At 69.0% G+C, this 26,477-nt stretch carries 31 protein-coding genes and 2 pseudogenes; 26 read left to right on the forward strand and 7 right to left on the reverse strand.

Going from position 1 to position 26,477, the window contains the following annotated elements; translation table 11 throughout:
• Nucleotides 1-632: DUF3376 domain-containing protein (locus tag ACLD7X_RS05800; RefSeq protein ID WP_411422563.1), on the forward strand; the 632-nt coding region annotated here is incomplete at its 5' end.
• A gap of 147 nt (nt 633-779) precedes the next feature.
• Nucleotides 780-1,298 carry an HPP family protein gene (locus ACLD7X_RS05805; RefSeq protein WP_412007016.1) on the forward strand — a complete coding sequence of 173 codons (519 nt, stop codon included), beginning with the start codon at nt 780-782 and terminating at the stop codon, nt 1,296-1,298.
• A gap of 17 nt (nt 1,299-1,315) precedes the next feature.
• Here ACLD7X_RS05805 and ACLD7X_RS05810 read toward each other — a convergent pair whose 3' ends face one another.
• Complete coding sequence (locus ACLD7X_RS05810) at nt 1,316-2,362, reverse strand: ligase-associated DNA damage response exonuclease (protein WP_412007017.1); 1,047 nt, start codon at nt 2,360-2,362, stop codon at nt 1,316-1,318.
• Between the two features lie 113 nt (nt 2,363-2,475).
• On the opposite strand from ACLD7X_RS05810, the gene ACLD7X_RS05815 reads away from it, so the two are divergent.
• From ACLD7X_RS05815 to ACLD7X_RS05860, 10 genes and pseudogenes are all read left to right on the forward strand, one after another.
• Nucleotides 2,476-3,558, forward strand: a complete 1,083-nt coding sequence (locus tag ACLD7X_RS05815; RefSeq protein WP_412007018.1) for a class I fructose-bisphosphate aldolase — start codon at nt 2,476-2,478, stop codon at nt 3,556-3,558.
• A 225-nt stretch (nt 3,559-3,783) separates the two neighbouring features.
• The gene (locus ACLD7X_RS05820) at nt 3,784-4,338 is read left to right on the forward strand and encodes a manganese efflux pump MntP (RefSeq protein ID WP_411422565.1); all 555 of its coding nucleotides are present in this window, start codon (nt 3,784-3,786) and stop codon (nt 4,336-4,338) included.
• 448 nt (nt 4,339-4,786) lie between these two features.
• Entirely contained in the window at nt 4,787-5,680 is an 894-nt protein-coding gene (locus ACLD7X_RS05825) for a Tim44 domain-containing protein (RefSeq protein ID WP_411422566.1), read from the forward strand.
• 217 nt (nt 5,681-5,897) lie between these two features.
• On the forward strand, nt 5,898-6,068 hold the full coding sequence (locus ACLD7X_RS05830; protein ID WP_411422568.1) for a nucleotidyltransferase domain-containing protein: 171 nt from the start codon (nt 5,898-5,900) through the stop codon (nt 6,066-6,068).
• 166 nt (nt 6,069-6,234) lie between these two features.
• Complete coding sequence (locus ACLD7X_RS05835) at nt 6,235-6,474, forward strand: HEPN domain-containing protein (RefSeq protein ID WP_411422569.1); 240 nt, start codon at nt 6,235-6,237, stop codon at nt 6,472-6,474.
• Nucleotides 6,465-6,779 (forward strand): annotated as a pseudogene (locus tag ACLD7X_RS05840) (DUF4145 domain-containing protein); the annotation flags it as partial. The gene ACLD7X_RS05835 and the pseudogene ACLD7X_RS05840, both read left to right, overlap by 10 nt.
• A 73-nt stretch (nt 6,780-6,852) precedes the next feature.
• Complete coding sequence (locus ACLD7X_RS05845) at nt 6,853-7,050, forward strand: hypothetical protein (protein ID WP_412007387.1); 198 nt, start codon at nt 6,853-6,855, stop codon at nt 7,048-7,050.
• Nucleotides 7,051-7,096: 46 nt separating this feature from the next.
• The gene (locus ACLD7X_RS05850; RefSeq protein ID WP_412007383.1) at nt 7,097-7,249 is read left to right on the forward strand and encodes a DEAD/DEAH box helicase family protein; all 153 of its coding nucleotides are present in this window, start codon (nt 7,097-7,099) and stop codon (nt 7,247-7,249) included.
• Entirely contained in the window at nt 7,246-7,371 is a 126-nt protein-coding gene (locus ACLD7X_RS05855; RefSeq protein ID WP_411422571.1) for a DEAD/DEAH box helicase family protein, read from the forward strand. Before ACLD7X_RS05850 ends, ACLD7X_RS05855 begins: the two co-directional genes overlap by 4 nt.
• Before the next feature lie 110 nt (nt 7,372-7,481).
• Nucleotides 7,482-8,162, forward strand: a complete 681-nt coding sequence (locus ACLD7X_RS05860; protein ID WP_412007384.1) for a hypothetical protein — start codon at nt 7,482-7,484, stop codon at nt 8,160-8,162.
• A gap of 84 nt (nt 8,163-8,246) precedes the next feature.
• Here the strand turns inward: ACLD7X_RS05860 and nadA are convergent, their stop codons facing one another.
• Nucleotides 8,247-9,185 carry a quinolinate synthase NadA gene (nadA, locus tag ACLD7X_RS05865; RefSeq protein ID WP_411422630.1) on the reverse strand — a complete coding sequence of 313 codons (939 nt, stop codon included), beginning with the start codon at nt 9,183-9,185 and terminating at the stop codon, nt 8,247-8,249.
• Between the two features lie 99 nt (nt 9,186-9,284).
• On the opposite strand from nadA, the gene ACLD7X_RS05870 reads away from it, so the two are divergent.
• The 3 genes from ACLD7X_RS05870 (at nt 9,285) to ACLD7X_RS05880 (ending at nt 12,363) form a co-directional block, all read left to right on the forward strand.
• Nucleotides 9,285-10,172 carry a TIGR04168 family protein gene (locus ACLD7X_RS05870; RefSeq protein WP_411422573.1) on the forward strand — a complete coding sequence of 296 codons (888 nt, stop codon included), beginning with the start codon at nt 9,285-9,287 and terminating at the stop codon, nt 10,170-10,172.
• Between the two features lie 39 nt (nt 10,173-10,211).
• The gene (locus ACLD7X_RS05875; protein ID WP_411422574.1) at nt 10,212-11,288 is read left to right on the forward strand and encodes a hypothetical protein; all 1,077 of its coding nucleotides are present in this window, start codon (nt 10,212-10,214) and stop codon (nt 11,286-11,288) included.
• Between the two features lie 199 nt (nt 11,289-11,487).
• Nucleotides 11,488-12,363: a hypothetical protein gene (locus tag ACLD7X_RS05880; RefSeq protein ID WP_412007385.1), complete on the forward strand. Its 876-nt coding sequence runs from the start codon at nt 11,488-11,490 to the stop codon at nt 12,361-12,363.
• A 19-nt stretch (nt 12,364-12,382) separates the two neighbouring features.
• Here the strand turns inward: ACLD7X_RS05880 and ACLD7X_RS05885 are convergent, their stop codons facing one another.
• Nucleotides 12,383-13,201 carry a TPM domain-containing protein gene (locus ACLD7X_RS05885; protein WP_411422576.1) on the reverse strand — a complete coding sequence of 273 codons (819 nt, stop codon included), beginning with the start codon at nt 13,199-13,201 and terminating at the stop codon, nt 12,383-12,385.
• A gap of 95 nt (nt 13,202-13,296) precedes the next feature.
• Between ACLD7X_RS05885 and ACLD7X_RS05890 the strand changes: the two genes are divergently transcribed.
• Nucleotides 13,297-14,535, forward strand: coding sequence for a class I SAM-dependent methyltransferase (locus tag ACLD7X_RS05890; protein WP_411422577.1), 1,239 nt, complete (start codon nt 13,297-13,299; stop codon nt 14,533-14,535).
• On the opposite strand, the gene ACLD7X_RS05895 is transcribed toward ACLD7X_RS05890, so the two are convergent.
• Complete coding sequence (locus ACLD7X_RS05895; RefSeq protein WP_412007386.1) at nt 14,477-16,084, reverse strand: glycosyltransferase family 39 protein; 1,608 nt, start codon at nt 16,082-16,084, stop codon at nt 14,477-14,479. The two genes, ACLD7X_RS05890 and ACLD7X_RS05895, sit on opposite strands and share 59 nt — an antisense overlap.
• 184 nt (nt 16,085-16,268) lie before the next feature.
• Here ACLD7X_RS05895 and ACLD7X_RS05900 point away from each other — a divergent pair, with 184 nt between their 5' ends.
• The 7 genes from ACLD7X_RS05900 to ACLD7X_RS05930 are packed head-to-tail and all read left to right on the forward strand — an operon-like array spanning nt 16,269 to nt 20,389.
• Nucleotides 16,269-16,688, forward strand: coding sequence for a cation:proton antiporter subunit C (locus tag ACLD7X_RS05900; protein WP_411422579.1), 420 nt, complete (start codon nt 16,269-16,271; stop codon nt 16,686-16,688).
• 10 nt (nt 16,689-16,698) lie between these two features.
• The gene (locus ACLD7X_RS05905; RefSeq protein WP_411422580.1) at nt 16,699-18,198 is read left to right on the forward strand and encodes a proton-conducting transporter transmembrane domain-containing protein; all 1,500 of its coding nucleotides are present in this window, start codon (nt 16,699-16,701) and stop codon (nt 18,196-18,198) included.
• Complete coding sequence (locus tag ACLD7X_RS05910; RefSeq protein ID WP_411422581.1) at nt 18,186-18,614, forward strand: Na+/H+ antiporter subunit E; 429 nt, start codon at nt 18,186-18,188, stop codon at nt 18,612-18,614. The genes ACLD7X_RS05905 and ACLD7X_RS05910 overlap by 13 nt, the downstream gene beginning before the upstream one ends.
• A complete protein-coding gene (locus ACLD7X_RS05915; RefSeq protein ID WP_411422582.1) occupies nt 18,611-18,859 on the forward strand; it encodes a hypothetical protein in 249 nt (82 codons plus the stop codon). Before ACLD7X_RS05910 ends, ACLD7X_RS05915 begins: the two co-directional genes overlap by 4 nt.
• On the forward strand, nt 18,856-19,182 hold the full coding sequence (locus ACLD7X_RS05920; RefSeq protein WP_411422583.1) for a monovalent cation/H(+) antiporter subunit G: 327 nt from the start codon (nt 18,856-18,858) through the stop codon (nt 19,180-19,182). The genes ACLD7X_RS05915 and ACLD7X_RS05920 overlap by 4 nt, the downstream gene beginning before the upstream one ends.
• Nucleotides 19,179-19,730 (forward strand): hydrogenase subunit MbhD domain-containing protein, encoded by a 552-nt coding sequence (locus ACLD7X_RS05925; protein WP_411422584.1) that lies wholly within the window; start codon nt 19,179-19,181, stop codon nt 19,728-19,730. Before ACLD7X_RS05920 ends, ACLD7X_RS05925 begins: the two co-directional genes overlap by 4 nt.
• Complete coding sequence (locus tag ACLD7X_RS05930; RefSeq protein WP_411422585.1) at nt 19,727-20,389, forward strand: MnhB domain-containing protein; 663 nt, start codon at nt 19,727-19,729, stop codon at nt 20,387-20,389. The genes ACLD7X_RS05925 and ACLD7X_RS05930 overlap by 4 nt, the downstream gene beginning before the upstream one ends.
• Before the next feature lie 5 nt (nt 20,390-20,394).
• On the opposite strand, the gene ACLD7X_RS05935 is transcribed toward ACLD7X_RS05930, so the two are convergent.
• Entirely contained in the window at nt 20,395-21,084 is a 690-nt protein-coding gene (locus tag ACLD7X_RS05935; RefSeq protein ID WP_411422586.1) for an SDR family oxidoreductase, read from the reverse strand.
• A gap of 143 nt (nt 21,085-21,227) precedes the next feature.
• On the opposite strand from ACLD7X_RS05935, the gene ACLD7X_RS05940 reads away from it, so the two are divergent.
• Nucleotides 21,228-22,049 (forward strand): hypothetical protein, encoded by an 822-nt coding sequence (locus ACLD7X_RS05940; RefSeq protein WP_411422587.1) that lies wholly within the window; start codon nt 21,228-21,230, stop codon nt 22,047-22,049.
• The gene (locus ACLD7X_RS05945) at nt 22,042-23,070 is read left to right on the forward strand and encodes a multicopper oxidase domain-containing protein (RefSeq protein ID WP_411422588.1); all 1,029 of its coding nucleotides are present in this window, start codon (nt 22,042-22,044) and stop codon (nt 23,068-23,070) included. Before ACLD7X_RS05940 ends, ACLD7X_RS05945 begins: the two co-directional genes overlap by 8 nt.
• A gap of 29 nt (nt 23,071-23,099) precedes the next feature.
• On the opposite strand, the gene ACLD7X_RS05950 is transcribed toward ACLD7X_RS05945, so the two are convergent.
• Nucleotides 23,100-24,566: an iron uptake porin gene (locus tag ACLD7X_RS05950; RefSeq protein WP_411422589.1), complete on the reverse strand. Its 1,467-nt coding sequence runs from the start codon at nt 24,564-24,566 to the stop codon at nt 23,100-23,102.
• Nucleotides 24,567-24,812: 246 nt separating this feature from the next.
• Here ACLD7X_RS05950 and ACLD7X_RS05955 point away from each other — a divergent pair, with 246 nt between their 5' ends.
• Complete coding sequence (locus ACLD7X_RS05955; protein ID WP_411422590.1) at nt 24,813-26,270, forward strand: aromatic ring-hydroxylating dioxygenase subunit alpha; 1,458 nt, start codon at nt 24,813-24,815, stop codon at nt 26,268-26,270.
• 7 nt (nt 26,271-26,277) lie between these two features.
• Here the strand turns inward: ACLD7X_RS05955 and ACLD7X_RS05960 are convergent.
• Nucleotides 26,278-26,397: pseudogene (locus ACLD7X_RS05960) on the reverse strand (Nif11-like leader peptide family natural product precursor); the annotation flags it as partial.
• Nucleotides 26,398-26,477: the final 80 nt, after the last annotated feature.

Below are 26,477 nucleotides of genomic sequence, written 5' to 3' on the forward strand. Positions count from 1 at the left end.
GTGAGGGGGATCGGCCGGAGGGCTCCCGTGCCTCAGCCCCGTCCGACCGTCAGCCTCCGGCCGATGACGCGGAGGCTCTGGTGCGTTTCGAAACGCTGCTGGGCAGGCCCCGCCCGGGCCAGGACCGGCCGAGCTCCCCGCTCTCGCCGGCCGATCTTCTGGCCAGCGACCTGCTCGGGGCCTTCGGGGGCTTCTTCGATGAGCGCTACCGCCGCCACGACTACCTGATCGGTCGCCTCTCGGGGCTGGCCTGGCTGCTGGAGGAAGGACCCCGCGGGGAGCCGGCCCTGCTGCAGCCGGAGGACCTGCGCGACGCGCTGAAGGATCTGGTGCGGCAGGCCCGCAGCGCCTACCTCCCGGAGAAGCAGCGCAGCAGGTTGCCCTGGAGACACGGGCTCCGGGTGTTGCCCCTGCTGGCCGTACGGCTGCCCTATGTGCTGCTGAGCGACCTGCTGGCGTCCCCCGACAGGCCGCATCAGCCCCTGCCGGCTGGGTTGCGACGCCTGCTCCGCCTGGTGATCGCGCCGCTGCTGGGGGTGCTGGTGCTGCTGCTGGTGCCGCCGCTGCTGGCGCTGGTGGCGGTGCTGGCGTGGTGGCTGGGGGGACTCCTCACCAGAGCGGAGGGTCGCTGAGCCAGGGCAGGCGGCTGAGGCAGGGCAGGCAGCTGAGGCGAGCCGGCCGTCGCAGCAGGGGGCTCCGTGGACCGCCGCAATCGGGCACGCCATGGCGACCCAGCGCTGTCGGGCCTCAGGACTGTTGCGGTTGATACAGTTGCTTCCATGCTGGTGCGGCGGCTGCAGGCGCAACGGGAGCGAGGACGGGCCTTTCAGCCACGCTTCGCCAACGACGAGGTCCTGGCCGCGTGGCTCGGGGGAGCCCTGGCCATCAGCCTGCTGGGCTTGATCAGCGCCTGGAGCCACTACCCGCTGGTGGTGGCCCCGTTCGGCGCCTCCACAGTGCTGCTGTTCGGGGCTCCCACCAGCCCCCTCGCCCAGCCGCGCAACCTGGTGCTCGGCAACACGCTCGGGGCTGTGGTCAGCGTCGCCTGCGTGGACTGGTTCGGGTCGGCCTTCTGGGTGATGGGTCTGGCCGTGGGCCTGACCATTGGCCTGGGGCAGCGGCTGCGCTGCCTGCACCCTCCCGCCGGGGCGGTCGCCCTGCTGGGGGTGCTGCTCCACGCCAGGCCCGGCTTCGTGCTGAGCCCGATCCTGTCCGGCTCGCTGGTGCTGGTTCTGATCGCGGTGCTGTTCCACCGACTCCGCCCAACCGGGAGCGCCTACCCCCACCACTGGCTCTGAGCTCCAGCCATGCCTGCTCAGGGGGCGGTGGGAGTCGCCTCCGGCTCCGCCTCTTCCTGGCCCCGTTCCGCCTGGAAGCGGCCATCGAGCGGTTCGGCGCTGATCCCTTCCACCTCCCGCAGGTAGCGGGCCAGGCCGTCGCTGTTGCCGTGGGTCACGTAGACCTGCCGGGCGCCGCTCTGCTTCACGGTGCGCACCAGCCCCTCCCAGTCGGCGTGGTCGCTCATCACGAACCCCCGCTCGTAGCCGCGCCGGCGGCGGGCGCCGCGTACCGCCATCCAGCCGCTCACGAAGGCCGTCTGCGGCAGCCTGAAACGCTTCATCCAGGGCGAGCGATGGGCCGAGGGCGGGGTGATCACGAGCCGGCCGGCCAGGGATTCGCCCTTCGCCACGGTGCTCACGGGTCGGGTGGGAGGCATGGCCACCCCCGCCTCCCGGTAGGCGGGCATGAGGGCCTCCACGGCGCCGTGCAGCAGCACCTCATCGGCGACACCGATGGCGTGCAGCTCCGCCAGCAGCCGCTGCGCCTTGCCGAAGGCATAGGCGAACAGCAGCGACGGCCGCTCCGGCGCCGCCTGCCACCAGCGGCGGATCTGCGCTGCCACCTCGGATCCCGGCTGCCAGCGGTAGAGCGGCAGGCCGAAGGTGGCCTCGGTGATGAACACGTCGGCCTGCACGGGCTCGAAGGGGATGCAGCTGGGATCGGCGCAGCGCTTGTAATCGCCGCTCACCAGCCAGCTCTCGCCGCCGGCCTCGAGCCTGATCTGGGCCGAGCCGAGCACATGGCCGGCGCTGTGGAACGACATCCGCACCCCGCCGAGCCGCAGGATCTGGCCGTAGTCCACCGGCAGCAGGTTGATGCCGTGACCGAGCCTCTGGCGCAGGATCGTCTCGCTCGCCCCGATTGCCCAGTATTCGCCGCAGCCGGGCCGGGCGTGGTCGGCGTGGGCATGGGTGATCAGGGCCCGGCTCACCGGCCGCCAGGGATCGATCCAGGCCCCGGCCGCTGGACAGTGGAGCCCCTCGGGCGTGAGCTGCAGCAGGCTGCCGGCTGGGAGGGGCATCGGAGCGAAGGCGGCGGGGCCATCCTGGCGAGGGGCGGCATTGACAAGACCAGCGGGTCTGCCTAGCCAGAGGCTGGAGCCATGCGGTTCCGCTGTTACCCGCGCCGGGATCGATGGGCCTCGAGAACTTCCGCGACGAACTGGCGGCCACCGCCTGTGCCCTCGCCGCAGCGGGCAAAGGGCTGCTGGCGGCCGATGAGTCCACCGGCACGGTGGGCAAACGCTTCGCGGCCATCGGCGTGGAGAACAGCGAAGAGCACCGCCGCGCCTACCGCAGCCTGCTGGCCACGGCCCCCGGCCTCGAGGAGCACATCAGCGGCGTGATTCTCTACGAGGAAACCCTGTTTCAGGACAGTGTGGACGCCGACGGCCAGCCCGGCCCGCCGATCCTCGCGCTGTTCCAGGAGCGGGGCATCGTGCCGGGGATCAAGGTGGACCAGGGCGTGGAACCCCTGCCCGGCGGTCTGCCGGGGGAGAGCTGGTGCACGGGGCTGAAGGGGCTGCAGGAGCGGGCGGCCCGCTACTACGCCCGCGGTGCCCGCTTCGCCAAATGGCGCGCTGTGCTCAAGATCTCGCCGGAGGGCGCCCCTTCCGAACTGTGCGTGCGGGAAAACGCCTGGGGTCTGGCCCGCTATGCCCGCACCGTGCAGGAGGAGGGGCTGGTGCCGATCGTGGAGCCTGAGATTCTCATGGACGGCGACCACGACATCGAAACCACTGCCGCCGTGCAGGAGTGGGTGCTGCGCACGGTGTACCAGGCCCTCGCCCACAACGGCGTGTTCCTGGAAGGGACCCTGCTCAAACCCTCGATGACCCTTCCCGGCATGGACTGCTCCACCCCGCCCAGCCCGGATCTGGTGGCGGAGTTCACCCTGCGCACCCTGGAGCGCACGGTGCCGGTGAGCGTGCCGGCGATTCTCTTTCTCTCCGGAGGCCTGAGCGAGGAGGAGGCCAGCGTGTATCTCAATGGCATCAACCGGGCGATCTCCCCGGCGCCCTGGCATCTGGGCTTCTCCTACGGTCGGGCCCTGCAGCAGTCGTGCCTGAAGCACTGGGCCGGCCACGATCTGGCGGCGGGCCAGCAGGCGCTGCTGGCACGGGCGCGCGCCAATGGCCAGGCCGCCCAGGGGTTCTATGTGGCCGGCTCGGAACCCTCCGATGGCTCGCCGCTGTTCGAGGCCAACTACAGCTATTGAGGCGCTTCGGGTGTGAGGGGCGCCAATGGCGGAGACTCCTGGGTGCAACGTGGGTTGCGAACATCTGGGAGGGCACGGCTGCCCTTGCTCGTTGGAATGGAAAGGGTCGCAGGCTGTGGCTGATCGAACTTTCCACGGCCCGTTGCGTGGCTTGCTCTTCGCGGGTCATTGGTGAAGGCCACTCCCGTTATTCGCTAGCCTTAAGTCTCCGGGTCCCGGACTGGAATGATAGCCATCGAGCTGCTGCTCTTTACTCTGGTTTTGAGCATTGATTCATTTTCTGCCGCTATTGCGCTGGGACTTCGCCACTTCTCGGCTCGCCGCGCTTTCTTTTTTGCCTTGAGTTCAGGTTTGTCAGAAGGACTGGCAATCGCACTCGGTTTTCTGCTGGGGCATTTTGCTCAAAGTCTGATCACCCAATACGATCACTGGCTTGCCTTTGCGCTGCTGGTCCTGGTGGGAGGTCATATGTGTTATCGAGCTTGCATGGATATGAAATCCAGAGGCGATCGCGGAGACGAGGTGAAGGTCCATGGCCTCTTGAAGATATTGTTTGTCTCGAGTGTCACAAGTATCGACTCTCTGGGGGTGGGAATATCCCTTGGACTGGTCAATAAGCCCATTGCGCTCTATTCGCTGGTGGTGGGAATCGGAGCTTTTGCCGCGACTTATTCAGGGCTATTTCTTGCCAAAAAGCTTTCGTCTAGATTCGGAGAAAAAATCGAGTTCATGGGCGGGGCTGTGCTGATTGCTCTGGGAATCAAGATGCTATCGATTTAGGTTTTCTGTGCTCAACGGCCTTGCCTTGCAGTCTCCTGCTGGTACGCCCCATCGGGTTCATGGGGGGGCAGCCTGGGGTGTCTTCTTGGGTTTTCCATCCCCAGGTGCAGGGTCAGCGGAGACGGCACGCCTTCAATGTCACGCAAACATTCCGGGCGCGATCTTGTTGCTCGCCTCCCTCACATTCGCTGGATCGCGCCTCTAACTTCTGACGCAGCTTCTGACGCAGTGGATTCGGGAAGGCCTGGATAAGCTAGGTTCTCGGCCATGCCACGTGCTGGGTCTCAAGTCGCAGGCTTGAGGGCAGATGGGCCTCGCCGGTTGTCCGGAACTGTTGCAAGGTAGCCATGGAAAGCCTCATCTAGTCCTGTTACAGAAATGCTGTCATTGCAGCAGCAAGTCTAGGTTGATAGTAGTCAACGCGCCGAATCACTGCTGGACGTCTAAGATGAATATTAAGAAGGCGGGTCTCATCTTCATCTTGACATTGGCGTTGCTATGCCCGTTTGAAGCTTTTGGCCGAGCTGGTGGCGGTGGCGGTGGCGGTGGCGGTGGAGGCGGTGGTGGTGGCTATAGCAGTGGTTACAGCGGCGGTTATAGCGGCGGTTATAGCGGCGGTTATAGCGGCGGTTATAGCGGCGGTTACGGCGGCTCTAGCGGCGGCGGCATCGAATTCCCCAGTATTCCGATCTGGATTCAGCATGCTTCGGTTGCGATTGTGTTCTCGATTCTTCTGGCCGCTTTATTTATTGGAGCAAATACAGTAAGAGCTTCCGAGACCAAACTAAGTAAACAGCAGAAAGAGGAGCGTGATCTCTGTTTGCGGCTGTCTAAAGAGGCGAGCGATCTCTGCTTTGAGCTATCTCAGTATTCCCCGGTCTGGAGCAAGGATCATATAGACAAGCGCATTAGAGACGTGTATTTCCGTGTACAGCAAGCCTGGACGGATCGCAACCAGTACCCTGCCAGGGAGTATATGAGCGGCCAGCTCTACTGGCGGCACAAAATGCTGACTGATCAGATGAGATCAAACAATGAAAGAAATATACTTGAGCAAATTGAGCTGCTTGAGGCAATAGTTATTGAAGCCAAGGCCGTGAATCCCGATGGCGAATCAAATTGCAGGGGCAGCTTGCAGGTATGGATCAAAGGTCGAATGGTTGATTATATGGAGAGACAGGAGCAAGGCGTCAGTCGTGTGGTCAAGGGTGACCGATTGTTGCCAAGGGCATTTACAGAGCTTTGGAAGTTTATTCTGGTCGACAATGATTGGGTTCTCGACAAGATCGAGCCAGAGGAGACGGTGGCAGATCTGATTAAGATTAGATCTGCTTCATTGTGATCTTCGCGTGGAGAAGCATCTTGTGGACGAATAACGGGGACTCGATTTGTGCGTCGGCAGTAGCACTGTATGTTGGCTCTGGGTGGAATCAACTTGGGCGAGGTGGAACTGGCTGTAGCCATGCTGGAGGATGTGCCCTGCGCCATCGGGCTGATCCGCCAGTCGCTGGAGCGGCAGCTGGATGACAACACAGTGCAGGTTTGAGCAGAATGCTCCCATGGCGGACCCTGCCACCGCCACTCCCCTGGATCCCCGCATTCCCCGAATCGCTGCAGAGATCCGCAAGCAGATCCCTGACTGCGAGGTGCGCCTCTTCGGCTCCCACGCCCGTGGCACGGCCCGAGCTGATTCCGATGCCGACCTGCTGATCACGGTGCCGGATGACTGACTGGCAAACCACGATCGCCTGCAGGTACTGGGTGGGCTCTGGCGCAAGCTGGCCAGTCATCACCTGCCGCTCGATCTCCTCCTCTATTCCCGTTCGGAGGTGCGCGAGCGAGCCCAGTACCGCAGCGCCGTCACCACGCAGGCCTACCAGGAGGGAATCCTGCTGAATGGCTGATCCGGATGCCGTTCGCTACCTGCGGATTGCCCGCTCGGATCTGCAGGAAGCCCAGCGCATGCTGGAGCTCTCGGGCTTTCGCGACAGCAGCATCGGCTTTCTGTTGCCGAAGGCCTGCGAGAAGGCCTTCAAGAGCTGGATCCACTGCGCTGGAGGTCTGGCACCATTCACCCACGACATGGTGGGAACGGCCTCATCCCTGCTGGATGAGGTGGAACAGCGATGGCAGTGACGGACTTCCCATCCCAGTACGCCCTCATAGCTGGCCAGTGGCCCGAGTTGCCCGAAGAGGCCGTGCGGGTGGAGCGCTTTGCCCTGGCTGATCCACGCACCGCCTGCTTCTACGCCCGTCGCACCATCGAACTGCTGGTGGAGTGGGTCTACGCCAACGACAGCCCGCTGCAGCGGCCCTGGGGGGAGCCCTCCCTGTCGCGGCTGTTCCATGCCTGCGACTTTCGCCAGCTCGTGGGTCCCCAGCTGCTGGGTCGCTTCAAGCTGCTCAAGGACCTCGGCAACGACGCTGTCCATCGGGCTGAACCCATCCGCACGGGCTCGTCCGTGCTGGCGGCCACGGAGCTCCTTCAGGTTCTCCGCTGGCTGGTCCTCGCCTATGGCCACGATCCCGATGCAGGGCCAGCAGCAGGGCAAGCTCTGCGCCGATGGCCTGGACGCACAGTATGGGCAGCGGCCCCTGATCTTCCTCTCCAACGGCTACCGCCATTGCCTCTGGGACGATCTCCGCTACTCGCCCCGAGAGGTGCAGGGCTTCTACCGGAAGGCCGAGCTGGAAAAGCTGATCCGCCGCTGAGCTCAGCGACAGAGGCTGGCATCGGTGATGGTGGACCCCCCAGATCGTGGAGCGCTACTACCAGCAGCGGGCGATCCGGGCGATCGGCGAATCCTTCGAACGGGGCCGCCGCAAGGTGCTGCTCGTGATGGCCACCGGCACCGGCAGGACCCGCACCGTGATTGCGCTTGCCGATCTGCTCACCGTTGCCACTGGGTGAAGCGGGTGCTGTTCCTCGCCGATCGCAATGCCCTTGTGCTCCAGGCCGAGCGTGCCTTCCGTCGTTTCCTGCCCGACTGCTCACCGGTGAATCTGGTGACCAACCGTGGTGGTGGTGGATGAGGCCCCAACCGCAGCGTCTACCAGAAATACGGCGCCATCTTCGCCTACTTCGATTCCTTGCTCTGGGGCCTCACCACTACTCCCACCTCGCCATCGCCATCTCGGTGGACATGCTCGACACCGGCATCGACATCCCCGAGATCGTGAATCTGGTGTTCTTCAAGCCGTTGCGATCCTGTACCAAGTTCTGGCAGATGGTGGGCCGGGGTACTCGCCTGTGCCCAGACCTGTTCGGACCGGGCCAGGACAAGGCGTGCTTCTGGATCTTCGACTGTTGCCAGAACCTGGAGTTCTTCCATGGCCAGGGCGGCAGCGATCGTGCCGCTGCTCCTGAATCTCTCAGCGCCCGCCTGTTCCGTGCCCGGCTCGCGCCCGTGACGGGGGTGGATGAGCTCATCACTGCGGCGGACGGAGACCGATCAGCCGAACTGCAGCCCCACCGTGAGCTCCTGGCGGAGTCCTTGCGCCGCCATGTGGCCGCCTGCCCCAGCAACAACTTCCTGGTGCGCCCTCACCTGGAGCTCGTCGAGCGCTTCGGCCAGCCTGGTGCCTGGAGCCAGCTCGATGCCGACGCAAGGGCAATGCTTCGACCTGCTGCCCTACATGCTGCAGTTGGCGCTGCTGCGAGGCGCTGCAGACTTTCCCAGGCGGCAGGGACAGGTGGCTTCCAGCCCCTGCCGATCAGCCAGGCCCACCTGGATCGGTTGGCGATGGAGCACATGGCCAGCAGGAGTGGAGCGTTGCAGGAACCCCGCCGACTGGCGCGGCCAAGGAGTCTGATCAGCTCCTGAGCCACCAGACCTCTGCTGCAGCCCCGCCGATGAGGTTCAAGAAGGCACCTGGCCAGAACAACCCGGCCAGCTCAGCCGCCGGGATCAGCGGCTCATCGCCAGCATCTTCTCGATCGGGGCCAGGGCCCGCAGCCGCAGCTCCTCCTCCAGCTCGATCGCCGGGGCCATCTCCGCGAGACAGCGCCACAGCTTCTCCAGCGTGTTGAGCCGCATGTAGGGGCAGGCGTTGCAGCTGCAGCCGTCGGCGCCGGGCACCTCATGGAACGCCTTGCCCGGCACCCGCTGGCGCATCTGGTGCAGGATTCCCGGCTCGGTGAGCACGATGAAGGCGGGCGCCTCACTCTCCGCCGCCCGGGCCAGCAGCCTGCTGGTGGAACCGATGAAGTCGGCCAGATCGAGCAGGTGCTGCTGGCATTCCGGGTGGGCCAGCACTTCGGCGTCCGGGTGCTCCAGCTTCAGCTGCAGCAGGGCCTGTTCGCTGAACGTCTCATGCACCTGGCAGCTGCCGGGCCAGAGGGTGAGATCCCGGCCGCTCTGGTTCTGCACCCAGCGGCCCAGGTTCTGATCCGGCGCGAACAGGATCGGCCGGTTCTCCGGCAGCTGCCGCACCAGATCCACGGCGTTGCTGCTGGTGCAGATCAGATCGCTTTGGGCCTTCACCGCCGCCGAGCAGTTGATGTAGCTCACCACGATGTGCTCGGGGTGCTCGGCCCGGAAGGCGGCGAAGCGATCCGCCGGGCAGGCATCGGCCAGGGAGCAGCCGGCCTCCAGATCCGGCAGCAGCACCGTCTTGCCGGGGTTGAGGATCTTGGCGGTCTCGGCCATGAAGTGCACGCCGCAGAACACGATCACGTCGGCCTCGGTGGCGGCGGCCTTGCGGGCCAGCTCCAGCGAGTCGCCGATGAAGTCGGCGATGTCCTGAATCGCGTCGTCCTGGTAGTAGTGGGCCAGGATCACGGCGTTGCGCTCGCGGCGCAGGGCCCCAATCGCCGCCGGCAGATCCGATGGCGGAGGTGGGCTCACGGCGCTGTGCTGCGGAGCACGGGCCGGAGTGGTCTGGGCGGCTGCGAAAACCAACCGGGATCCCCAACGGGCAGGATGTTCCAGCCTAGATAGTGGTGGATGGGTCTCCTGCGCCTGGCCGTGGTGGGGGATCCGCACGGCGCCTGGGATGGCAGCGACCATCACCTCCTGGACCGTGTCCGGCCCGATGCGGTGCTCGTGGTGGGTGACCTCAGCGACGGCCTGCCCCAGGTGCCGGCCCTGCTGCGCCGCCTCCCCCTGCCGGTGGCCTGCATCCTCGGCAACCATGACGCCGGCCGGGATGCCTCCGGCCGCACCCTGCAGCGCCAGCTCGCCACCCTCGGCGAGATCCACTGCGGCTGGGGCCTGAGGGAACTGCGGCCGCCCGGCCTGGCCGTGGTGGGGGGGCGGCCCGGCACCGCCGGTGGAGGCTTCCATCTCTCCCGCGCCGTGATCGCCGCCTTCGGGCCCCTCACCCTGCAGGAATCGGCGGATCGGATCACCGCGGCGGCGTTGGCGGCGGATCCCGCCCTGCCCCTGGTGCTGCTGGCCCACTGCGGCCCGGCGGGGCTGGGCAGCGACGCGGCCGACCCCTGCGGCCGCGACTGGAAGAAGCCAGCCTGCGACTGGGGCGACCAGGACCTCGCCCTCGCCATCCGCCAGATCCGCGAGCACCGCCCCGTTCCCCTGGTGGTGTTCGGTCACATGCACCACGCCCTGCGCCGGGGGCAGGGGGAGCGCCGCACCGTCGCCGTCGACCGGCAGGGCACCCTCTATCTCAATGCGGCCTTCGTGGCCCGCCACGGGCGCGATCTGGGCGGGCGGGAGCTGCGTCACTTCACCTGGGTGGAGCTCGACACCGACGGGCGGGCCGGAGCGGTGGTGCGGCGGGCCAGCCACCGCTGGTATGGCCTGGAGGGTCAGCTCCTCTATGAAGAAGTCGTCCACCAGCCGGGTCTGACCCGGTCGGTCTGTGCCCCCCGCTGACGGCGCCCCCCTGATGGCTCCTCGTTCCCTGGTCGTGCCGTGCTGATCTGTGCCTGCATCAGCGCCCATGGTTTCGGCCATGGATCCCGCAGCGCCGCGGTGCTCTCGGCCCTCCACCGGTTGCGACCCGACTGGCGCCTGGTGGTCTCCACCGCCCTGCCGGCTGACTTCGTCGCCACCGCCTTCGGGCCGCAGCCCCTCGAGCTGCGGCCCTGCCAATGGGATGTGGGGGTGCTTCAGGCGGACGCGCTCGGTTCCGATCCCGCCGCCACCCTCGTGGCGCTGGAGGAGCTCGAGGCCCGCCTGCCAGGCCAGGTCGAACGGGAGGCGGCCTGGCTGCGGGCCCAGGGTGAGCCGCTGCTCGTGCTGGGGGATGTGCCGCCGGCAGCCGCCCTGCTGGCCGGTCGGGTCGGCGCGCCGCTGATCTGGCTGGCCAGTTTCGGCTGGGAGACCATCTACCGCCCCTTCGGCCCGGCCTTCGCGCCCTGGGCCGAGAGCTGTCTGGCGCTCTACCGCCGCGGCGATCTGCTGCTGGAGTGCCCCCTGGGGCTGCCGATGGACTGGGGCCTGCCCCGCCAGCCGATCGGTCTCACCGCCGGGGAGCCCCGGCTGGACGCCGACGGGCTCGCACGCCAGCTGCGGCTGCCCGCCGATCGGGAGCGCTGCGTGCTGGTGTCCTTCGGGGGGCTCGGTCTGCGGCTGGATCCCGCCCTGCTGCGCCGCTGGCCGCAGTGGGTCTTCCTCGGCCATGACCCCCGCCTCGGCGAGGCCCCCAACGGGCGGGTGCTGCCGGCATCGGTGCGCCCCCTCGAGCTGATGCGCCACTGCGCCCGCCTGATCACCAAGCCGGGCTACAGCAGCTTCTGTGAAGCCCTCAGCCAGGACGTCGGCATCCACCTGGTGCACCGCGAGGGGTTCGCCGAGGCGCCGGTGCTGGAGGCTGCCCTGCAGCGCCACGGCTGGCACAGGCTGCTCAGCCAGGCCGATCTGCAGGCCGGCGACTGGCAGCTCGATCAACCGCTGCTGGGGCCCACCGATCAACCCCTGCCACGGCAGGGCGCGGCCGCTGCGGCCCAGGCGATCGCGGCCTTCGCCGCGGGCCTGGAGCTGGGGTGATCAGCAAAACGAATCGTTGACCCCGCCATGATCGGGGTTCCTGTTGTGCAAAACAGGCTGAATTCTGGCCCTGACAGTGATCTGAACCGTTCACGGTCGCCGTTGACACCAGTGGACGCTTGTTCGATTGGCACTGATGCCAACTGGCAATAGCGGTTCGATCGCCAAATTGCTGCGCATCCATTTGTTGTTTTCGCTTTTGGTTTCCCCTTTCGCCAAAACAACGCTCTGCGGACTCGGCGCCTGTCTCGCCAGCCTGGCCTCTCCCCTGGCCGTGTCCGCTGCCCAGCCCCCGACCCGGGCTGAGCTCCTCTCGCCGGCCCTGACGCTGCCCCATCAGGCCCCCGCTCGCCTCGGGGCTCCCCAGGTCCGGCAGGTGCGGCTTCTGCCCCAGCAACCGTCTGCCGCGGCTCGATCCACGGCGGTTGCCCTCTCGGTGCCCCTGCCGCCTCCCGCCCCCCGCATCTACGCCATCACGCCCGAGCGTCGCGCCCTGCTCAACACCATCCGCTTTGCGGAGGGCACCTGGGCCGGCGGCGAGGACATCGGCTACCGCATCATCTTCGGCGGCGGCCTGATGCCCTCCCTCGACCGCCATCCCAACCGGGTGGTGCGCACGGCCCGTTACGCCAGTGCCGCCGCCGGGGCGTACCAGTTCATGCCACCCACCTGGGCGATGGTGTCCAGGAAGCTCGGCTTCCAGCTCCAGGGTCCCGAGGCCTTCGGTCCCCAGGTGCAGGACCAGGCTGCCCTGTTCCTGATCCAGCGTCGGGGCGCCCTCCACCTGGCAGACCAGGGGGCCTTCACCCCCGACCTCGCCCATCGGCTGGCTCCCGAATGGGCCTCGTTCCCCACCCTCGCCGGCCGCAGCTACTACGGCCAGCCGGTGAAGCGCTACAACGAACTGCGCCAGTTCTACGAGCAGAACCTGGCCTATCTGCGGCGTCAGCTCGAGCTCAACACGCTCGCTGCCGCTCCCGAGCCCCCGCCCAAGCCTCCCTGCCTTCCGGAAGACTCGCTGCGCTGCCAACTGGAGGCCCTCGACGCGGTCGGGCCCCGCAGCAGCGGCGTCTGACCCTGGGTTACCGCGGGGCTCAGTCCTGCTCGGCCTTGATCCGGCTGCGCCCCACCGTGTTCTGGGCGATCAGGTAGGCGGCGGCGATCGCGCCTGAAAAGCCCAGGGCATTGCGGATCAGGGGCAGCAGGTCGTCGGTGCGGGTGACGATCGGAGCCACGCCGAAGACCCCGAACAGAATCACCCACAACGGCGAGAGCAGCAGCACCCAGGCCCACTCCACCGTGCGCCCCTCCTCGCGCGGATAGGCGGCGAAACCCACGATCAGTCCCCCCAGGATCGAGGTGGCCAGGGTCAGCACCCACTGTTCGGTCGGCAGGCCCGGCACGACCTGGCAGCCACCCCGTTCCAGGCAGGTCTCCACGGCGGCCAGGGCGTCGACGATGGCGCCGTCCTCACCGTGGTCACGCACGTAGTACTGGTTGCCGAAGCGGGTCTGCAGCTCCACCCAGTAGGTGCGCGGCATCAGCGCGAACAGGGCATCGCCGACGTTGAAGTTCAGCAGGTTGCCGCCGCGGGGGTCCGCCACCAGCAGCAGGCTCCGCTCATCGAGGTTCCAGAAGTCCCGAACCGCCAGGCCCGGGGTGCGCTCGTACTGGGTAAGGACCCGCAGCTTCCAGCCGGTGTCGGCCTCGAAGGCTGTCAGATGGGCCTCCAGCTCGGCCCGCTCCCCGTCGGTCAGCGCCTTGGCCAGGTCGATCACCGGGGTGGGGTGATCGGGCAGCAGGTCGGGGTTGTCGTAGGCGCTGGCGGGAGCGCCCCCCAGACCCAGTGCGGCACCCAGCAGCACCACGGCGGCCGCCAGGGTCACCAGGGCCCGCCCCAGGCGTCGAACCACGTGCCCCCGCCCGGTCGGAGTCCCGCCAGCCCTTGCCTCTGCAGCCATGCGCCTCACTCCGAGAAGATGCATTCTCCCCGAGCTGCGCTCCGGCCGTGACCGATCGCCTCGAGCCCCCCTCGTCGCGCCCCTGCGCCTGTCCGGACTGGCTGGCGGGGCGCCTGCGGGAGGCGGGCGGTGCCGTGCCGTTCGCCTCCTACATGGCCTGGGTGCTGCACGATCCCACCCATGGGGCCTACGGCGCCGGTCGGCTGCGCATCGGCCCGAGGGGGGACTTCGCCACCGCCCCTTCCCTCGGCCCCGAGTTCGCCTCCCTGCTCGCCCCCCAGCTCTGGGACTGGCTGGAGAGCCTCGGCCCCGGGCCCCTGGCCCTGGTGGAGACCGGCCCCGGCGAGGGCTCCCTCGCCCTGCAGCTGGCCCGGCACCTCGCCGCCCAGCGGCCCGATCTGGCCAACCGCACCACCCTGGTGCTCGTGGAGCCCAATGCCGGCATGGCCGAGCGCCAGCGGCGGCTGTTGCAGGCCTCCCCTCTGCCCTGCCGCTGGGCGAGCTGGCAGGAGCTGGCTGCCGCTCCCGTGCAGGGCGTGGTGCTGGCCCATGAGGTGCTCGATGCCCTGGCGGTCGAGCGCATCGTCTGGGACGGGGCGCGCTGGCGCCGTCAGCTGGTGAGCCTCGACGAGGCCGATCCGGCCCGGCCCCTGCTGCGGCTCGAGCCCGGAGAGCCCCTGGCGCCCCAGGCCCTGGCGCAACTCGATGCCCTGGGCCTGGCGCCTGGCACCCAGCCGCGCCCGCCGGGCTGGAGCACCGAGCTCCACCCCGGGCTGGGTCCCTGGCTGGCCGCCTGCGGTCAGGCCCTCAGGGCCGGTTACCTGCTGGTGATCGACTACGCCCTGGAGGCCCGGCGCTACTACGCGTCCCAGCGGGCTGCCGGCACCCTGATGGCCTACCGCGCCCAGCGTGCCAGCGCCGATCCGCTCCGCGAGCCCGGCCGCTGGGACCTCACCGCCCATCTCTGCATCGAGACGCTGCAGGCCGAGGCCGCCGCCACCGGCTGGCAGGTGCTGGGCCAGACCCGCCAGGGTGAGGCCCTGCTGGCCTTGGGGCTGGCGGAGCGGCTCTATGGCCTCCAGGGGGGCTCCGCGGCGGACCTGGCCGACCTGATGGCCCGGCGGGAGGCGCTGCTGCGTCTGGTGGATCCCCATGCCCTGGGGGATTTCCGCTGGCTGGCCTTCGGCCGCTCCCTCCCCCCGGGCCAGGCCCCTGACCCGTTGGCGCTCAGGCCCCGGTTCCTGCGGGAGCCGGCGGGGGCTGGTCCGCAGGACGGGCAGGGCTGAGCCCTGCTGGGCTTGCGCCCGAGCCATGGCTTGCCCCGGAGACATGGCTTGTCCCGGAGCCATGGCTTGCCTCGGCGAAGGCCCATCCCAGGGCATAGCGCTCCTTGGTGGAGCGTCGGTAGAGGGCGGTGAGGGGCTGCTGGCTCACCGCCTCGGGATAGGCCTGCCCCAGCTCCGTGGGCGGCCCCGGGCCCCGGTCAGGCCCTGCGTCCCACACGAGCACCGCCCGGGGGTAGGTCGCCATCAGCCGCCGCTGCTCGGCGGTGGGTTCCTCCCGCACGATCACGTACCCCCCGAACGAGGAGAGCTTCAGCAGGTTCGCGGCCAGCAGGGGTGTGCGCGTCACCAGCAGGGTCTGGGCGGGATTCCAGCCGTGGGCGGCGATGCGCGTCTCCAGCTGGGTGCTGAGGTGGTCGTAGGGAATCAGCTCCCGCGGCCCGCTGCCGGTGATGTCCGGTGCAAATCCGGGCAGGGCCCGCGCGCCCAGCACCAGGACCCCCACCAGGGCGACACCGCGACCGAAGGGAGCACGGCGCCGGAGCAGCAGGTCCCTTCGCGTCAGCGAGAACACGGCCAGCGGCAGCAGCAGCATCGATGCGGTGAGCCACTTGGCCTTGAAGAAGCCCAGCAGCCCCGAGGCGATCGCGACCATGGGCAGCCCCAGGGCCAGCAGTCCGGCCCGTCGGATCAGCGGATGGAGTCCAGCAGCGTCGCCTGCGAGCTCGTCCGGCTGCCCCAACCGACAGCCGAAGCAGAGCCCGACGACCAGCGCATACAGGGCGCAGGGCCAGTAGCTGGAGACCAGGATCTTGCCGGCACCGGCGAGGCCGAGTCCGCCCACCCTGCCGCGGGCCATGGCGTAGCCCAGGGGCTGGAAGGACTCCTGCCACAGCCACACCAGGTGGGGCAGGAGCACCGCCAGGCCGATCAGGATCGCGAGGAGAAAGCGCGGATTGAGGACGGCCCCGCGATGCTGCCGCGACAGCAGCGCCGAGCCGGTCAGGGCCGCTGCCGGAATCAGGTAGTTGTATTTCGAGAGCATCCCCAGGCCGAACAGCAGGCCCAGGACCCCATAGTCGCGAAGCCGCCGGGACGCCATCACCCGCAGGAAGGCCCAGGTTGTCCAGGCCGTCACCGCCAGCATCAGGACGGTGTGGGTGAGATCCTCGATGATCTTGGCGGAGAACTGGGGGATCAGCAGGGCCGATCCCGCCACGACCAGAGCGATGTCGGGCCCCCTCGGGTTGGTGGAGAGGGGGAACAGGCAGCGGGCTGAGGCGTACAGCCCGGCGTACATCAGCAGCAGGCAGGCGTACTTCACCAGCACGATGGCGGGGAGTCCCATGCCGATCAGCCGGGAGACCGCATGGACGCCCCAGTAGAACAGCGGTGGCTGGTTGGGATAGCCGGGCCTCAGATCCTCGGCGACGAGATACTGCTCGGCCTCGTCATACAGAAAGCTGTCGGACATGCCCAGCCGGAGCAGCATCGCTCCGAGCGGGAACAGCGCGAGCAGGGCGAGGGATCGTGCCGTTGTGAAGCGCGTCACGCCCATGGTTCTGCTGCCGCCCCGGAGGCTCCTCGCCTGAACACCATGCTGACCGACCGCTGGCTGACCGGCCGGATGGTGAGCTGCCGGATGGATAGCTGCCGGATGGATAGCTGCCGCAGCCGCGCTGTTGGCGTTTCAGGGCCGCGCCGATGGCGTTCCGGGGAGATTTTATTCAAGCCCGATGCCGCTACTGTCAGGCCTGCTCTGGGCCATCGCTCTGTTCGACACCTTCCGCCTGCTGGAAGCTCTGGTCCTGGGGGCCCTGCTGGCGGGGCTGTTCGGTCTGATCGCCCGCCGCAATCTCTTCCTCAAGGCCCTCGCCATGGATGTGATGGGCACGGCGTCCGTGGCCCTGTTCGTGCTGGTGGCCGCCCGCAGCGGCCTGCGGACCCCGATCGTCCCCCGGGCCGACGCCCTCGCCGGCGCTGGCCCCTGGGCGGATCCGATCCCCCAGGCCGTGATCCTCACCGCCATCGTGATCGGTCTTTCGATCCAGGCCCTGCTGCTGGTGGTGATCACCCGTCTGGCTGCCGTCGATCCCCTGCTCGAGACCGGCAGTTTCGAGCAGCTCCAGCCCCCTGGGCCCGCCGCCACACCCTGAGCGGCCCGTCATGACCCTCATCGTCGCCTGGCTGCTGCTGCCGTTCCTGGGAGCCTTCCTGGCGGCCCTGCTCCCGTCCACCGCCCGGCCCCTGGCCCTCGGCGCCACGCTGGCCACCCTGGCCATGGGGCTGGTGCTCCTGCGCGCCACCTGCCCCTGGAGCCTCGAGCTCACCGGCCCGCTGGGGGTGCTGCTGCAGGCCGATGCCCATGCCGCCCCCTTCCTGCTGCTCAACGCCCTGGTGGTGCTGGCGGTGCTGCTCGACACCTGGGGCCGTGCCGTACCCGGCCCCTTCCTGCTGCTGGTGATGGTGCTGCTGGGCGGCCTCAACTCCGCGTTCCTGGCCGTGGACCTGGTCAGCCTCTACGTCGCCCTTGAGGTGGTGGGGGTGACCGCCTTTCTGCTGATCCTGCAGAAGCGCGAGCCCCAGCAGCTCTGGATCGCCCTGCGCTACCTCCTTGTCGGCAACAGCGTCATGACGCTGTATCTGGTGGGCGTCGCCCTTCTCTACCTGCGCACGGGCAGTTTCCGCATCGTGGCGCTGGCCGATCCAGCGCTCGGAAGCCAGGGGCAGGCGGTGGTGCTGGCGCTGGTCCTGGTCGGGCTGCTTACCAAGTCGGGGGTGTTCCTCTCGGGGCTCTGGCTCCCCCGCACCCATGCCGAAGCCCCCGCCGAGGTCTCCGCCCTCCTCTCGGGCGTGGTGGTGGCGGGGGGCCTGTGCCCCCTGCTGCGGTTGGCGGGCCTGGTGCCGTCCCTCCGGTCGGTGCTGCTGGTGATCGGCCTGGCCAGTGCCCTGCTGGGCGTCTGCTATGCCCTCGCCGACCGCGACCTCAAGCGACTGCTGGCCTGGAGCACCCTCTCCCAGACCGGACTGGTGCTGATCAGTCCCGCCAGCGGGGCCTTCTACGCCCTCGCCCACGGGGTGGCCAAGGCCGCCCTCTTTCTGGTGGCCGCCCGGGTGCCCAGCCGGGATCTCAGCCAGTGGAGCCAGCAGCCCCTGCCGATGGCCCTGGCCGCCCCCCTGCTGCTGGGGTCCCTCTCGATCGCCGGAGCGCCGTTGCTGTTCGGCTTCTGGACCAAGGACCAGCTGGGCGAGGCGGTGGCGAGCCTGGGATCACCGCCCGCCGAACTGGCGCTGCTGGTCGCGATGGTGGGCACCGCGGCCGTCTACACCCGTCTGTGCTGGCGGCCGCTCGCCTGGGACTGGCGTGACCCCTCCATCGGTGCGCTGCTTCTGGCGCTGCTGCTGCTTGCTGCCGGCCTGCTGCTGCCGGGTCGGCTGCCGGCCGCCAGCGCGGTGGTCAAGTCGGTGGGCGTGCTCGCCTTCGGTGTGGCCATTCAGGCGGGCTGCCGCCTCCTGGCCCTGGGGTGGGCCCGCTGGCGGTCCGCGCCACGGCTGCCCGGTCTGCCGAACCTCGAGCGCCTGCAGGATTTGCTGGGTTGCATGGCCCTGGTGGGTGTGGCCGTCTGGCTGACCCTGCTCCCCCTGGAGGCGCCATGGCTCGGCTGATCACCATCGCCCTGCGGCTGCTGATCTGGTGCCTGCTCAGCGCCGATGTCAGCACCACGAATGTGGCCATCGGCCTGGCGGTGGCCCAGGCCCTCCCCCAGGCCCGCACCACCCGCCACCTGCCCCTCTCCGAGCTGATGCGGCTGCTGGGGGCGAGTCTGCGGGCCATCCCCGTGGCCTATGCCGAGGCGGTGCGTCTGCTGCTGTTCGGCCGGCGGATGCAGGGGCGGCTCGAACCGATGCCCGTCACCGCCCGTGGCTCGGCGCTGCTCACCTTCCTGGAGGTCTTCCGGATCACCCTCACGCCCCTCACCATCGCCCTGGGGGTGGAACGGGGCGGCCGCGCCTACCGCGTGCATCGGCTGGCCCCACCGGATCCGGCAGAGCCCGCCACTCCCCCTGACCCCACCCCATGACCCTGATCCTCTTCGGCATGGTTCTGGCCCTGCTGCTGCCGATCCTGGTGGCGTGCCGATCGACCGATGTCTGGCACCGCCTCGCGGCCTTCGCCAGCGTGTCCACGAAGGTGGCCATCCTGATGCTGGCGGTCTCGGTGCTTCGCGACGACTGGATGCTTGGTTTCGTCGGGGTGATCGTGCTCAGCGTGGGCAATTCCGCCGTGATGCTGCTCGCCAATCTGCTGCGGGGGCTCGACCGGTGAAGGAATCGCTCAGCTTGCTGCTGCTGCTGGTAGGCCTGCTGTTCTGGTTCGCAGGCACCTGGCCCCTGCTGGGCCGGGGCAGTTTCCTGCGCAAGCTCCACTACCTCGGCATCGCCGACACGCTCGGATCGGCCCTCATGCTGGTGGGCCTGCTGCTGCGCCTCAACCCCGAATGGCCCCTGCTGCTGCTGGCGCTGTTGTCGCTGGTGGTGTGGAACACGATCTTCGGCTATGTGCTCGCCAGCTGCTCCCAGCCGCTGCGTGCCCAGGGCCCTGGTGCTGAGCGCCCTGGTGGTGAGCGGCCTGGGGGTGAGCGCCCGTGACCCTCAGCATCGAGGCACCGCTGCTGATCCCGATCACGGCCCTGCTGCCCCTGACGGCGCTGTTGCTGGTCGGCCAGGCCAATCCCTACCAGACCCTGGTGATGCGGGGCATCCTCGGCGCCGTCGCCGCCCTGATCTATGCCCTGCTCGGCGCGGCCGACGTGGCCCTCACCGAAGCCCTGGTGGGCACCCTGCTCTCCACCACCCTCTACGCCGTGGCGCTGCGCTCCTCGATGGTGCTGCGCCTGGCCGCCCCCCGGGGGTTGCCGCCCGAGTCGGTGATCCTGCGCCTGAGGGCCTGGCTGGAGCCCCTGCACCTTCGCCTCGAGCTGATCCCCGAGCTCCAGCCCGGTGAGCCGGCACTCCACGGCGTGCTGGCTCCCGCCGATGCCCCGGATCTCTACATCCTGCAGCTGCATCGGGCTCTGCTCCACGAGCGGCTCGCCGCCCTTCCCGGCGCCGACCTCTGGCAGGGCGAAGGCCATGGCCTGGAGCTCGTGCAACAGGCCACGGGCGTCGGGGGCCGCACCCCGGAGGCCCGGCCGTGACGCTGCTCTATCTGGCCGCTGCGGTGCTGCTCTGTCTGGCTCCGCTCACCCTGGCGCTGCCCAATCCCCCCCAGCTCAGTGCGGTCCTGGCGGAGCTGCTGCGGGCCGGTGAGGTGCCCAACCTGGTGTCCACCGTCATCCTCAAGACCCGCCTCTACGACACCATCGCGGAGGTCGTGGTGTTCACCCTGGCCTCGATCGGCGTGCGCTGGATCTTCAGCGGGGAGCCCAGCCAGCGGCGGATCCGCGGCCTGCAGGACGCTCCCTCGGTGGTGCTCTGCCAGCTGGGGGCGACGGTCTGCGCCCTGGTGGCCGTGGAGCTGGCCCTGCGGGGCCACCTCTCTCCGGGCGGCGGCTTTGCCGCCGGGGTGGCCGGCGGCACGGCGATCGGTCTGCTGCTGATCAGCGGCTCGGTGCGGCTGGCCGATCGCCTCTACCAGCGCTACCGGGCCGATCTGTGGGAAAAGGGGGCCGTGGTCGCCTTCCTGCTGGTGGCCCTGCTCAGCCTGGAGGGCCTCGTTCCCGCAGGCCAGGGCGTCTTCGGCAGCATCGACAGCGGCGGCTGGATTCCGCTGCTCAACATGCTGGTGGCCGTCAAGGTCACCCTGGGCTCCTGGGCCATGGTGCAGCTGCTGGTGCGTTACCGGGGCCTGCTCTGAGCCGCTCAGCTCGCCGCGCCCGCCGCTGACGGCCGGCTCGCCAGCCATGCGGCCAGCGGCTGGGGAGGCTGATCCGGGCTGCTGGTGATCTCCACGATCTGCCCCACGGCCGCCGGAGTCTCGAGCGCATCCAGGCACACCCGTGCGACCAGGCGCCTGGGAATGCTGCTGCTCTCCTGTTGGTCCGCGGCACTGAACACGATCCCCTCGGCGTCGAGGTGCTCCTCCCGTTCACTCAGTCCGCCCGGCCGCACGATCGTCCAGGCCAGGCCGCTCTGCTCCAGCCAGCGTTCGCCCAGCCTCTTCCACACCAGGATCAGGCCGAACAGGTTGAGCGGGTGCAACCAGCGACCGGCACACAGGGAACTGACCAGCACCACCCGCGGCACCCCCACCGCCCGGCAGGCGCGGATCTGGTCGCGCACCCCGAAGGCATCCACCTGGAGGGGGCCGCTCAGATCCACCGACGGTCGGGCTCCCGTGGCGATCACCAGGGCGTCACAGCCGCTCAGGGCGGCGTGAAGGGCTTCGGGGCTGCCGAGGCTGAGCCGCACCACCGCGGCGCCCTCGAGGCCCGCCGGCAGCACCGAACCGGGCCGGACCAGCGCCCTCACCTGATGGCCCCGGCTCAGGGCCTCCTGCACCACCCGCCAGCCCGTCTTGCCGGAGGCTCCGCTCACCGCGATCGTTGCCATGGCCTCACCGGTCTGGGTCGCTGAAGCTAGACAATCCCTGGGTCATCGGTCTCCTGTGCCATCGGTCACCTGCACCTGTGGCATCCATCGCTCCTGGCTGGACAGCACCCCATCAGGCTTGGGGGAGCTGAGCGATGGCTTCGATGACGGTTCCCCCGCGCCGGGTTGTCGCGCTCTTCCTGGCGGTATCCGCCAGCGCCGTCCTGGCGGCAGGGTGTGAACCGGGCGAGCCGGGTGCTCCATCGGCCCAGGGCATGGCCACTCACCCGGGCGCGATGCACACCGAGGGAGGGGAGGGTGGAGAGGGAGCTGAGGGAGGTGAGGGCGCCGGAGGCGGCGGTTTCGGCGTCAGGAGCCCCGAGGGTTACGCCACCACCCTGCAGCTGATGCGCGGCCACCTGGCGGCTGGTCGGCAACTGCTGGCCCGGGGGATGGCCGCCGAGGCCCAGCCCCACATCGCCCACCCCATCGATGAGCTCTACGGGGATCTGGAGCCGGAAGTCCAGCGCCGCGGTGCCAGGCCCTTCCTCGATCAGCTGACCGAGCTCAAGACCCGCCTCCAGGCCGCCCCCGCCGCTCCGGAGACGAGCGCGGCGCTCGAGGCGGTGGAGGCCTCGATCGACCAGGCGATGGCTGGGGTGCCGCCGCAGCAGCGTGAGGATCCGGCCTTCGTGGTGGCGGTGATCCGCGAGCTGATCCGCACCGCCGCGGAGGAATATGACGCGGCCGTGGCCGGCGACAGGTTCGTGGAGGTTCTGGAGTATCAGGACTCGCTTGGTTTCCTGCTGGTGGCGGAGCAGCTGCTCGAGCCGATCGCCCCAGCCCTGAAGCGCACCAACCCGGAGCAGGCCGCCAAGCTGCAGAAGACCCTGGCCGAGCTCAAGCGGGCCTGGCCTTCGATCCTGCCGCCGGCCAGGCCCGTGCTCACCCCCGGCCAGGTCACGGCCCTGGCCCTGGGTGCCTGAGTCGTTCCCGCCCCTGCAGCCACGGCTCTGGCGACGCCGCGGTGCCCTGGCGGCCCTGGCGGCCGGCACCGGAGGATTGGTGCTGGCCGGCGTGGGGGCCCGGCGCTGGCTGGCGGGGGCCCAGGGCGAACCACTGTGGAGCCCCTGGGGTGCTCCCCTGGCCCCGCCCCTGCCGGCAGAGCCGCTGCGCCTCGGATCGATGCAGCCGCTGCGCCTGCTGCGCCAGTTCGACTGGGGCCAGGTGGTTCACGAGGGTGGCCGCCGCGTGCGGGAGTTCACCCTCACGGCCGACAGCATCGACCTGCCCCTCAATGCGGTGGTGACGACCACCGCCTGGGCCGTGAACGGGCGCGTGCCCGGCCCCACCCTGCGCTGCCGGGCGGGCGAGCGGCTGCGCATCCGCTTCCGCAACGCCGATGGCACCTCCCACAGCCTCCACTTCCACGGCAGCCACCCGGCGGCGATGGATGGGATCCGCCCGGTGCGCAGCCGCCGCAGCATGGTCTACGAATTCGACGCCGATCCCGTCGGGGTTCACCCCTACCACTGCCATGTGGAGCCGGTGACGCGCCACGTGAGCAAGGGCCTCTATGGCCTGCTGGTGGTGGATCCACCGCAGCCCAGGCCGCCCGCCGATGAACTGGTGCTGGTGATGGGGGGCTGGGATCTGCGCAACCAGGGCCGCAACGATTACTGCGCCTTCAACGGCATTCCGGATGTGTATCACCATCACCCGATTGCGATCTATCAGCACCAGCTGGTGCGGGTCTATCTGCTCAACATGGTGGAGTGGGAAGGACCCCTGACCTTTCACCTGCACGCCAACACCTTCCAGCTCCAGCCGATGGGTCTGCCCGGCAATCCCCTGCAGATCACCGATTCGGTGACCATGGGCGTGGGGGAGCGCCACATTCTCGAATTCCGTTACCGCTGGCCCGGCCGCTACATGTTCCATCCCCATCAGGACCAGGTGGCCGCCAAGGGACTGATGGGGTTCTTCGATGTGATCCCGAGAACTTGAGGACCAGGGCTTGATGGTTAACTTGATGGTTAAAACGTGAAGGTGGTTTTCAGCATGCCGCCGAAGCTGTCGTCGGCACCGGTGTTCGCGATGTAGAAGAAGGCCGGTGTCACCGCGATGTTGTCGGTGACCTGCCAGTTGTACCAGAGTTCATAGGCCAGATTGTCATCGCCGGCGGCCCCATCCACCCACAGGCTGCCGCTGCAGGTGGCTGTGATTGGATTCCCGGCGCACTTGCCTGGATCGAGCTGGCCCACGCTGCCGAGGGCCATGCCCAGGGTGCTGCCCTGGATGAACATGTCAGCCCAGGTGAGGCCCACCATCCAGCTCCAGGCCTCGTCGTTGGAGCGGCGGTCGAGGTCCGACCAGCCGAACCCCGCGCTGATCGATGGCACCCAACCGGCCTCCATCGGCTGCCAGTAGCCGCTGAGCGCCACGTTGTTGCTGGAGCTGGTGGGGAAGACCTCGAAAGGGTCCCAGTCGGAATAGGTGTAGGTGATGGCTCCACCCCAGGTCTCGGCGATGTAGCCGCCCTGGGCGGTCACGATGAAGTCGCGGCCACTGCCGACCGTGGAGTTCGAGGCTGCCGCCAGGTCGGACACGTAGGCCACGGTGAAGGCCCAGCCGTCCTTCTGCCACTGGAGCCCGGCACCGGCTCCCTGGTTCTTGTTGAACGTGGCCTGGGCGCCCACATAGTTGAACAGGTCGAGGCCCATGTCCACCGGGTAGGCCGTGGGCCAGAGCACGATGTCGTCCTGCGCCACCACGGCGCCAACGGTGGCGGTGAAGGCGTCGCCCAGCGGGAACTGATAGAAGAGCCGGTCGATCGTCACGGAGTCGGCCGAGCCCTCCTCCCCGTAGCTGATCCCGAGGGCGGTGTTGCCGTTGCCGAACACCGAGTTGGCGAAGTTGCCGGCCCGCAGGGTGGTGCGCAGCAGATCCTTGCCCGTGAAGCTCGTGTCCAGGGCGAGCTGCACGTCGTAGTTGGCGGTGACGTTGTCACCGAAACCGGTGTTGCCGGCCCCGCCCAGAACCATCGTGGCCTGGCCGCTGAGCTTGGTGGTGGTGGAGAACTGGCTGGCCTCCAGCTCGCCCACCTTGGCCTCGAGGCCATCCACACGGCCCTTGAGCACGGCGAGTTCCTTCTCGAACTCGGCCATCAGGCGCTTGAGCTCGTCGGTCACCTCGGTGACGCGGTCGAGGCAGGCGTTGAGCAGGGCCGCCGCTTCAAAGCGGATCATGGCCTTCTGGCCGCGGTAGGTGCCGTCGGGATAGCCGGCCACGCAGCCGTAGCGCTCGATCAGGTTGGAGAGCGCCTGGTAGGCCCAGTCGGTCGGCTGCACGTCCGAGAACTGGGAGATGCTGGTGACCTGCTCCTGGGAGGCGTAGCGGTTCACGCCGTCCAGGTCCAGCTCGGCGCTGCGGGCCGGCGGTAGGGGCAGGGCGATCCCCAGGCTCATCGCCACGGCGGAGAGGACGGGCTTGACGCGCGGCATGGGCGTGAGAGGCCTCCCCACGTGGTCGCGGGCAGAGCAGGCTGCTGCCGTTCCACGACGGGGCACGGCGGTAGGGAGTAGCACCAGAGGATCGGCGGACCGTGCCGATGCTGGTTCGCCTTCCTGGTCGGTGCCCGACGGCGCTCACCGCGGCGCGTGCCATGGATCACCTCTGGCTGTGACGGGATCGTCCCGCTGCGATGGTGAGCTCCGCCGCGCCATCATCCGGCCAGGATTGCGCAGTGCATGGCCCTCTCCAGCCCGGCTCCGGCCCCCAGCCAGTCCCCCCGGCCTTGCGAGCAGGGCTGGCGGCGGCATTGGCTCCACCAGTGGTACGCCGTGGCCTACCTCGACGATCTGGACCGGGCCCGTCCCACGGCCTTCACGCTGCTGGAGCAGGACCTGGTGCTCTGGTGGGACGGGGCGCACTCCGCCTGGTGCGCCTTCGCCGACGTCTGCCCCCACCGGCTCGTGCCCCTCAGCGAGGGGCGCCTCAACGACCGCGGCCAGCTGGAGTGTCCCTACCACGGCTGGAGCTTCGACGGCACCGGCACCTGCACCGCCATCCCCCAGGCCGATCCGGACCAGGCCGCCTTCGCCTGCGCCAGTGGCCGCTCCGCCTGCCGGGTCTATCCCACCGCCACAGCGCAGGGACTGCTGTTCGTCTTCGCCGGTGACCCCGAGCGGGCGGCGGGCTGTCCCCTGCCGATCGTCCCGACCCTGGAGGAGCCCGGCTGGCTGGTGCAGGACACCTTCCGCGACCTGCCGATGGATGCGCTCACCCTGCTGGAGAACGTGCTCGATGTGAGCCATGTGCCGTTCACCCACCACCGCACGGTGGGGCGCCGCGAGAACGCCGCTCCGGTGGAAGCCGAGATCACCAGCTCGGGCCCGGAGGGCTTCACGGCCCGCTGGCAGGAGGGGCCCCGCAGGGGGAAGCTCGGCAGCCAGTTCACGACCTATGCGGCGCCGTCCCTGATGTGGCACGACCTGACCGCCCAGGGATTTGCGCGCATCCTCACGGTCGTCTACGCGACGCCCATCCGCCCCGGGGAATGCCGCCTGTTCGCCCGTTTCCCCTTCCAGTTCCGTTCCGCGATCCCGCGGCTGCTGCTCCCCCTGCGTCCGCGCTGGTTGCAGCACCTCGGCAACCACATCGTGCTGGAGGACGACCAGGTGTTCCTGCACTGGCAGGAACGGGCCCTGGAGCGCTCGGGCGGTCGCCCCGCCTTCAGCCGCGCCTGCTACCTCCCCACCACCTCCGACATCTACGTTCGCGCTCTGCACGACTGGGTGGACCGCCATGGTGGGGAGCCCTTCCCGGGTCGGCCCCTGCCGCCGCGGCAGGGGCCTGACCAGCTGATGGAGCGTGATCACGCCCACACCCGCCACTGCCGTGCCTGCTCCGGCGCCCAGCGGCGGCTGCGCCAGGCGCGGCCGTGGGTGGAGGCTGCCCTGGGGCTGAGCCTGGTGGCGCTGGCGCTTGGGTCAGCGTGGGGCTGGCCCCTGAGGATCGGCCTGGCCGCGCTGGCGGCCGTGCTTTGGGCCGTTCGGGGACGGATGGGGCGCTGGGAACAGCAGCTCAGCCGTGGGGATGGCCTGCCGCCTCGGAATGCTCCCTCCGGCGATCCCCGTCGCTCCCATGGCTCCCCGCCAGCTCCTGCTGGTGCGCCGTCCACGCCCGCGCCAGATCCACCCGGGTGATGCGGAAGCCCAGCCGCCGGGCCGCCAGCACCAGTTCATGGCGGCTGCGGCAGTGACCGAGGGCCCGCCGCAGCGCCGGATCGGCCTCAGCCGACTCCACCAGTCGTTCCAGTTCGCTCCAGCTCATCCCAGCTCATCCCACTGACGTGCTGTCGTTTCACCATGCCCATGGGGGGGAGCGGCGGCAAGGTTCCGTGCGCTACCCCG

The organism is Aphanothece microscopica RSMan92, from assembly GCF_046613545.2.
Taxonomy (GTDB): Bacteria; Cyanobacteriota; Cyanobacteriia; order PCC-6307; family Cyanobiaceae; genus NIES-981.

Bases quoted from the DNA above. Each gene is read 5' to 3' on its own strand.
- ACLD7X_RS05815 (WP_412007018.1), top strand. From the start codon at position 2,476: ATGGGCCTCGAGAACTTCCGCGACGAACTGGCGGCCACCGCCTGTGCC.
- ACLD7X_RS05940 (WP_411422587.1), top strand. From the start codon at position 21,228: ATGACGGTTCCCCCGCGCCGGGTTGTCGCGCTCTTCCTGGCGGTATCC.
- ACLD7X_RS05820 (WP_411422565.1), top strand. From the start codon at position 3,784: ATGATAGCCATCGAGCTGCTGCTCTTTACTCTGGTTTTGAGCATTGAT.
- ACLD7X_RS05915 (WP_411422582.1), top strand. From the start codon at position 18,611: ATGACCCTGATCCTCTTCGGCATGGTTCTGGCCCTGCTGCTGCCGATC.
- ACLD7X_RS05835 (WP_411422569.1), top strand. From the start codon at position 6,235: ATGGCTGATCCGGATGCCGTTCGCTACCTGCGGATTGCCCGCTCGGAT.
- ACLD7X_RS05900 (WP_411422579.1), top strand. From the start codon at position 16,269: ATGCCGCTACTGTCAGGCCTGCTCTGGGCCATCGCTCTGTTCGACACC.
- ACLD7X_RS05860 (WP_412007384.1), top strand. From the start codon at position 7,482: ATGCTCGACACCGGCATCGACATCCCCGAGATCGTGAATCTGGTGTTC.
- ACLD7X_RS05845 (WP_412007387.1), top strand. From the start codon at position 6,853: ATGGCCACGATCCCGATGCAGGGCCAGCAGCAGGGCAAGCTCTGCGCC.
- ACLD7X_RS05825 (WP_411422566.1), top strand. From the start codon at position 4,787: ATGAATATTAAGAAGGCGGGTCTCATCTTCATCTTGACATTGGCGTTG.
- ACLD7X_RS05810 (WP_412007017.1), bottom strand. From the start codon at position 2,362: ATGCCCCTCCCAGCCGGCAGCCTGCTGCAGCTCACGCCCGAGGGGCTC.
- ACLD7X_RS05830 (WP_411422568.1), top strand. From the start codon at position 5,898: ATGGCGGACCCTGCCACCGCCACTCCCCTGGATCCCCGCATTCCCCGA.
- ACLD7X_RS05910 (WP_411422581.1), top strand. From the start codon at position 18,186: ATGGCTCGGCTGATCACCATCGCCCTGCGGCTGCTGATCTGGTGCCTG.
- ACLD7X_RS05870 (WP_411422573.1), top strand. From the start codon at position 9,285: ATGGGTCTCCTGCGCCTGGCCGTGGTGGGGGATCCGCACGGCGCCTGG.
- ACLD7X_RS05935 (WP_411422586.1), bottom strand. From the start codon at position 21,084: ATGGCAACGATCGCGGTGAGCGGAGCCTCCGGCAAGACGGGCTGGCGG.
- ACLD7X_RS05955 (WP_411422590.1), top strand. From the start codon at position 24,813: ATGGCCCTCTCCAGCCCGGCTCCGGCCCCCAGCCAGTCCCCCCGGCCT.
- ACLD7X_RS05905 (WP_411422580.1), top strand. From the start codon at position 16,699: ATGACCCTCATCGTCGCCTGGCTGCTGCTGCCGTTCCTGGGAGCCTTC.
- ACLD7X_RS05805 (WP_412007016.1), top strand. From the start codon at position 780: ATGCTGGTGCGGCGGCTGCAGGCGCAACGGGAGCGAGGACGGGCCTTT.
- ACLD7X_RS05950 (WP_411422589.1), bottom strand. From the start codon at position 24,566: ATGCCGCGCGTCAAGCCCGTCCTCTCCGCCGTGGCGATGAGCCTGGGG.